The sequence below is a fragment of the Chamaesiphon sp. OTE_20_metabat_361 genome (assembly GCF_031364565.1).
This window is the reverse complement of sequence record NZ_JANLWO010000252.1, coordinates 1-6,556: the sequence shown is the minus strand read 5'-3', so window position 1 is coordinate 6,556 and position 6,556 is coordinate 1. Positions and strand designations below refer to the sequence as shown.

The 6,556-nt window shown below is 43.9% G+C and carries 5 protein-coding genes; 1 reads left to right on the top strand and 4 read right to left on the bottom strand.

Going from position 1 to position 6,556, the window contains the following annotated elements:
- A partial coding sequence (locus RMO35_RS07395) for a HEAT repeat domain-containing protein (protein WP_309739772.1) occupies window positions 1–589 on the top strand: 589 nt, incomplete at its 5' end.
- Window positions 590–811: 222 nt separating this feature from the next.
- Here the strand turns inward: RMO35_RS07395 and nblB are convergent.
- The 4 genes from nblB to RMO35_RS07375 form a co-directional block, all read right to left on the bottom strand.
- Entirely contained in the window at window positions 812–1,453 is a 642-nt protein-coding gene (nblB, locus tag RMO35_RS07390) for a phycobilisome degradation protein NblB (RefSeq protein WP_309739770.1), read from the bottom strand.
- 122 nt (window positions 1,454–1,575) lie between these two features.
- Complete coding sequence (locus tag RMO35_RS07385) at window positions 1,576–4,578, bottom strand: poly(A) polymerase (RefSeq protein ID WP_309739768.1); 3,003 nt, start codon at window positions 4,576–4,578, stop codon at window positions 1,576–1,578.
- Window positions 4,579–4,765: 187 nt separating this feature from the next.
- Window positions 4,766–5,917, bottom strand: a complete 1,152-nt coding sequence (locus RMO35_RS07380; RefSeq protein WP_309739765.1) for an AAA family ATPase — start codon at window positions 5,915–5,917, stop codon at window positions 4,766–4,768.
- 104 nt (window positions 5,918–6,021) lie between these two features.
- Window positions 6,022–6,556, bottom strand: a 535-nt coding sequence (locus tag RMO35_RS07375) for an RNA ligase family protein (RefSeq protein ID WP_309739760.1), incomplete at its 5' end; no start/stop codon positions are given.

Sequence of the window (6,556 nt, the reverse complement as noted above, 5' to 3'; positions counted from 1 at the left end):
CTGCGAAATTCAAGATCCCCGCGCCATCCCCCATTTAATTGTCTTACTCGCCGATCCGTGCCCGTTGGTGAGAGTTGCGGCTACCTATGCGCTAGGACGCAACCCCAGCACCGATGCCGTCGAACCCTTGATTTTGCAACTCGATCGAGATTGGAATGGCTATGTCCGCAAAGGGATCGTCTGGGCATTGGGAAATTGTCGCGATCTTCGCGCTCTCAAGCCGCTATTACGTTCTCTCAAGATTGATATATCTGCTGTCCGCCTCTGGGCGGCTAGTGCCCTCGGACAAGCCGCCGATCTCAGCTATGAGGCTGTTATCGCCACTGTACCACCAATTATTGAAGCTTTAATTAACGATCCTTTGGCAGCGGTGCGGAGTAATTGTGCATGGTCGCTGGGAAGACTATGCCGGGAATTACCCTCAAATGTGGTGTATGCTACGGCTGTCGATGCACTGATCCAAGTCTTGGAAGAAGATGCCGATCTGGGTGTCAGAGATGATGCCAAATCGGCACTACTTAAACTCGGCGATCCGCGCGGCGTTCAAGCGATCGAAAATCTCGAATCCGAATCAGAATTACCGCTGTAAAAGTTTGTCAGAATTATAAACTGCGATCGAGTAATTCATCCAACTATCTCTAAGTTTCAGATGCTCGCATCTTGCGCCAGTTTAACTATACTAGTGCTTAGTTTAGGCTCAGGGTACCCACAAGGGGCACCCCTACACATAACTTGTAGGGGTACCCCTTGTAGGTACCCTCAGATCTACGATTTAACCAGTCTTTATGTTTTTATGCAAGATGTGACGATATTAACCCCGTGCTTCTGTGGCGACTTGCTCCACTTCATCGGTTGCCAAGATTGCCAGATTTTGGGTAGCTAGATCTCCACCTAAATTGTGGAGCGCACGCGCGAGCTGGTAACGGATTTGCCAATCGGGATGGGTGACAAACGGAATGATACTTTCCACGCCACTCGGATCTCCCAATTCACCAATCGCGCCAATTGCCGCAGTTTGCACCAGGCTGGTTTCATTTTTTAGTGCAGTTTGCAATAATGTCAAACCACGCGGATCGCCTAATTCACCCAAAGCGGCGATAATGCTAAATTGCACCAACCATTCCGGGGTGGTTTCATAGAGATTTTGGAGATCGTCAAAAGCGGCTGTCAGCTTCAGCGCACCGATGGCATCAGCAGCGGCGGCTTGAACATCAGGCTCGGAGTCATTGACTAGTCGATCGCGTAAAATAGTTAAACTTTCATCGAGATCTTGCGAGCCGAGTGTCGCCAATTGGCTCACCGCCGCATAACGGACGCGAGTATTAGTATCTGTTACCAGTTGTTTGATATAGCCAAAAGCAATCTCTGGTTCAATTTCTCGTACCATATTTAAGGCAGTAATCCGATCGCCTTTATTTTCAGAATTGATTAATGTAGTAATAGATTCGGACATATTATTAGGAAATTGAAATTCAGATGGAATTTTAAATGTTTGTCTAGAAATTCGGCTCGACTTTTGGTAAAAGAAGATAGGGGCTTTCCTCAGCACTCGCTGTAATTATCTTCAGATCTCTATCATAGCGTGCTACAGATCGATAAATCTAGCTTGGTAGTCTCGCCCACACCGTTTAACTGACTGATGAATTCTCGACCTAACCGTGCTGCTGAATCGAGGTCATCGTTAGTAGGTAGATTAAGAAATAGCTTGAAAATACGTGTGTGTTCGAGTAACTCAACTTGAGGGATGGGACGGACAAAAATACCGATTTGTTCGAGCTGGATCGTCAAACCAACGATCGTACTCTCAAACATATCGCTACATTTTTGGCATTCGATCGCATCTGGATCGCTAATTGCGATCGATAATAAGGCACTCATCCCAATCACCGGATCGATCGGTTTATAGAGAGATTTCCATGTCGATTTACCAGCTAATATTTGCGCGGTTATCTGTGCGCCTCGATCGAATTCCGCTTGAATAATTCTAGCAGTCGATCGGGTGACATTACGAGCCGTATTTTTGCAAGGTGCGATCGAGGAAACGATCGGCAATAGATCTTGAGGTAGCTTTGCCACATACTTTTTACCTGTATCTGTTAGGGAAATTACCTGACGACGATCTCGTTGACTCATGACTATGAAAAAGTGAGCTAGCAGTGCTTCTAAAGATTTATCTCCACTGTATTCAATACAGCTATAAGCACACAATAGCGACCAAGAAAACCCACCTAAAAAGCCCCAAGAATTGCCATATATGCCGCGCATCTTTGCCCAACTCCGGACGGCTCTTAATAGTAGTCGAAATCGCTCGATCGACAGATGTGGCTCAACTAAATCGATAATTAGATCGGCTTCCCAACAACCGACAATCGATTTGGGATCTCTAATCTGAGATTTAAGAGTATGCAGATCTAGAGTTTGCCAGCCGTCGCTGACTTCGACTCGATCGTAGAGTAGATCTAGCGATATCCCTTCAATCTGCAATCGTAATACTGGATATTTAGCAGCTAATAAAACTTGAGATCGCTCGCATAATCCAGCCAAACAATCTGCCACTCGACTGAGAAAAGTTTCCCCAGATAGATAGTCGGGAATCAAACAAACAATATCCAAATCGCTAGCGAAACTATCTACTCCCAAGCGTGCCGAACCTAATAAATGTAACGATGCTTCACTACCCAAACATTCGCTACAAGCTTGCTTGATAACGGCAAGTATTGTCTCCCGATGCGAGCGTTCTGGATCGGTTAATTCCGGTGCTAACTGCGAGATTAAATCGATTAATTCACTAGTTTCGACAACTTTTGGTAATAGTTTACCAACGCCAACAACATGCCGAATAAAGCAAGATTCATTGCGACGACGACTGACTAAAGCGACCCGATCGACAGTAAACTTAAGTGGATGCCATTGTGGTAGCTTAGCGATCGCTTCATCAGAATTGGCAAATTGTCCGACACTCAAATGGGGATTGAATCCATCGATCGTTTTGGTACTTTGTTCGTAGCATTGGGGAAATAACCGATACAAAGTATTTTGCAGCTCGTGTAATGCCCCTTCAGGCTGCACCACAGGACGCAAATACGCCGTCGCACTTTTGTGATGGGTAAATACCTCGAAATCAGCTAATGTCACGGTAAACGGCTCAATTTTGGCTAAGATCGGCGCAATTAAATCTACTACTTCCGCAAAGTATCGATCGGGTAAAAACCCATACAGCAACGTAATATGCGGCACGATCCGCACGAAGCCAGCATCGTATTGTTGGCGAATTGCTTGAATTGGCGGAAATAGATCTTCTGGTGGGATAATTGCCAGGATGCTCTCATAAACAGGCGCAATTGCTGTTAAATCTACTGTATCCAATTCACTCGGGCATGTAGACGCAGAGATTTTAAAAACTCCACAGACACCAAAATGGTCGGATGGATAAAGCTGAATGTTATCGCCAACAAACGGTTTACAGCCAAATAAAGCGATCGATTGCGGTTGATAATTAGTTGCTAGATCGGGACACCATAAGATGCGATCGAGTCTGCCTGACTCACCTGCTAAACTCATCACCATCGCTAATGAATTAGTACTTGGATCGAAAGTATAACCATCGCGATCTGGTAATAACTTTTGCCAGATATCGATAAAATTGGCATAATTAATAAGTTCATCTTGCTGGCTTCCTCGCGTATTAAAGTCGCCGACAATAAACCGATCTTCCCCCTGTTGCTGGAGATAACCGACAACAGTTGCTAATTGCTGAGTACGCTTCTGGAGAGCATTTTCACCACGATCGCTAGTTAGATGCACATTTGCTAAATGAACGAATCGATCGTTGATTTGCCATTCACCCACTAATACCCGCTTGTGTCCTGAAAACTGATGTTCTACTAGTTTAAATGCCCACCGTGACATTAATAAATTACCATAAGGTTTGACATTATTGCCATTAGGAGATTCCGAAATAAAATAGTCTCGCACCCAATCGGTAGCTAAAATAAAGTTCAGCGACTCTAGTGTAACTTCTTGCAACGCGATAATATCTGCATCAGTTTTAGCCAACTCATCTAAAATAACTGGCAAACGTTTATCAGTTTTAATTTTATCGGCATCATGAAGATTGGATAAAATATTATAAGTAACGATCGTCAGATTTTTAGCTAACCGTACTGGCTTAAGTGTACCTGTAAACAACTTCCAGCCGTTGCGATCGTACCGATAGATATCTCGTGGCTGAAACTGCGCTTGATTATTAGCAACTAAAGCAGCTATATCGGCTCGATTAGAGCCAGCAACTTCAGACTTCCAAGCAACTTCCGGTAACTGATTAGTCGAGATTAAATCGATCCGATGTTCGCGATCCCAAACGATCGTTTCACCACAACGAATATAGCGAACCCGATGCCACGGGATATCGCTATTATCATCCCACTGCGCCAGCGGCTTCTCGCGAATAGTGTCAGATATTCGCTCGTGAAATCCCGCAATAAACATATTTCGATTGAGATTGCTATCCCAGATAATCCGGTTATACACCTCCGTAATCGTTGCCATTTTTTGTTTTTCGATCTTTTGTTTTGACATGAGAATAGGGGATAGGGGATAGGGGATAGTAAATATATCGATTCAACCTAGCAACTAGGTTATCTTCTCTCTGTCTTTCTGTCTTTCTGTCTTTCTCTGCGTTCTCTGTCTCGATCGCGCTAAACCGTCGGGAAACAAAGGCGTGCGCGAATCGCTGCGCCTCTGCGGTTAATAAAAATATTGACAATTAAACATCAACAAAACAATCTAATTGATGGCATTCCGTCAGATCGGGAAGTTCTAATCGATCGCGAAAACGATGAATGACAGCAGTAGGAACTTGAGCTTTACGATCGCGATTTTGCTGCAATACCCGATCGATCGGCACCTCCAGATACACGATCCGAATTCGCGCACCATACCCAGCAAAAAGCCGAATTAAGCCCGATCTAATCGGTTTGACGATATTTGTGGCATTCCAGATAAATGGTGTCTCAGATTGGAGATATCCCTTCGCTAGAGCTTTTCCTGCATTGACGATCGCGCCTTGCTCGTCTGTGGGTAAAATACCCATTTCAATTCGCAACTTGTCGAGCGATACCACTGGTAAATCTGGATGATTGCGATCGATCCAATAATCTTTGCCAGTACCGGGTAAACCACACATGAGAATTACTTCTAAGTGGGTATCGTCAAAAGCCGCATAAGTCGGATCTGCATCTTCCTTGTGGAAGTAGATAAACCGACTATGAACCGATGCAAATAGATAGGATCGATCGAAACAATTATGTTCTTGACAGAATTCTCTAAAAAACTCGATCGTTTCTAATATTTTTTGTTTGTCATCACATATTCGTCCCCTGACATCAGCCTCAGCCATCAACGCCAACCAATCGCACCGAACTAATTGACTCGCTTTAATAATCGATCGCAAAGGTTGAGGTTTATCCCAAAACCATAACGGTAAACTCTCATATCGAACGATCGCCACAATTGCCTCCCGAATAGCAAATGGCGTATGCAGATCTTGTAAAATTTGTCTTACCATCCGCGCTCCTAGATTCACATGCCACTTGGCGGTAATGTTGCCATCTTCAGCAACTTGTGTCGCTAAATGCTTGGCAACATCGTGAAATAACGCAGCGGTAAATAAGATCGATCGATCTGCTGCATTCATCGCTTGCCAAGTAGGTAAAGAAACTAAAGCTTCACAGACTAGTTGAGTATGAATCCAAACGTTTCCCTCCGCATGATAAATCGGGTTCTGTTCGCAGTTAGATAGCGATCGCAAACATGGGAATTGTGCTAGGATTGCCGTCCAATCTATTTTTAAATCTGATATTGTCGGACAATATGGAAATGTCCAAGGTGAATCTCGATCGATCTCTAGATTATTCATAATAATTGTAATGGATAGTAAAAGTAGGGTGGGCAGTGCCCACCATCAATATTCCAGGCGATCGCATTACGATTAAATATCGATCGCTTATTACTATTTACCCCTTATTTCATTCCAAACAGATCGACACCAGCCTGTAATTGATTAGGAATAATTGGACGATTTAACCAGTGAGTTTCCGACTGTAAAATAGTAGTCAAAAAGTCTGCTCGGACATACTTGTATCGAGCAATAGTCAACTCAGGTGTCTCCACCTTAATATACAAACCTTCCATCAACACACTTTGATTAGTTTGTTGAATTGCCAGATCTGCATTTAAACCTTGCTCTGTACAAAGTTCTCGCAACCTATCGATATGTTCGGAACTGATAAAATGGGAGTGCTTTAATAAACCGACTAATTGCTTGTGAGATGTTAACTTTCCCTCTAGCAATACGGGTACCGAAGCTACCACCAATCCTGTCAATAACTCTCGCCGCGCCGCCGTGCTGAGAAATTGATGAGAAGATCGATCCAGTAAATCGTATTCTAAGAAATAGTGCGGTAACTTGTCATAAAACACCGTATGTTTGGCATACAGCCATTCCCCATACAAGATATATCGATCGCCCAAAACATCCCACAATGCGGCATAATGA

Bases quoted from the DNA above. Each gene is read 5' to 3' on its own strand.
- nblB (WP_309739770.1), bottom strand. From the start codon at position 1,453: ATGTCCGAATCTATTACTACATTAATCAATTCTGAAAATAAAGGCGAT.
- RMO35_RS07385 (WP_309739768.1), bottom strand. From the start codon at position 4,578: ATGTCAAAACAAAAGATCGAAAAACAAAAAATGGCAACGATTACGGAG.
- RMO35_RS07380 (WP_309739765.1), bottom strand. From the start codon at position 5,917: ATGAATAATCTAGAGATCGATCGAGATTCACCTTGGACATTTCCATAT.